The organism is Oleiphilus sp. HI0079, from assembly GCF_001635105.1.
Genome location: NZ_LWFT01001064.1, coordinates 1 through 595, shown reverse-complemented (window position 1 = coordinate 595; position 595 = coordinate 1). Strand labels below are relative to the sequence as shown.

Genomic DNA, 595 nt, shown 5'->3' with positions numbered 1-595 from the left:
ATAACTGCATAATTACATTTGTGTTTTAAGAGTATTTGGATGTCCTTACGCCAGGATAGCGCGCTAGTAGCTTTGCTTAGTTTCGCATTGGGTTTGTTGTTGGCGGTCATGCCCTTAAAGGCGAACGCGCGAGGTGTTTCGCCTTATCTTCCACTACATATCTCACCAGAAGCGGAACGTCAGATCGAACGATTGATGGTGCTGGCGGGCGATCCAGTTTTAACGCGGCCGATTCCTGCAGCACGCGTCCATGATGCTTTGAAATATTACTGTGAAGAGCCAAACACTCTATGTCGACAAGTGCGTAGCTATCTCAAGCGTTACTCGCAGACGGATGGGTTTACTTACGCTAATTTAGAGTTGAACGCCAAAAGCGATGAGAGTATTCCTTTGCCGAATCAGCGAGGCGAAGACAGTGATAACGCTGCAACAATCAATGCGCAGCTATACCTTCGACTAAATCAACACTGGTATGCGTTTCTGGGTGGTGAGCGTCGTGAAGACGGCGAATCCATGGAAGGCACCTACTCCAGCTTTGGTGTTGACTGGATGCAGTTTGATGTTGGCTATCGCTCACATTGGCTCTCTCCTATGC

Annotated in this window: 1 protein-coding gene; it reads left to right on the top strand. The window is 48.2% G+C overall.

The genetic code is table 11. The features are described 5' to 3' along the window. Window positions 1–39: 39 nt before the first annotated feature. The coding region (locus A3750_RS19015; RefSeq protein ID WP_197475156.1) for a hypothetical protein at window positions 40–595 on the top strand (556 nt) is incomplete at its 3' end.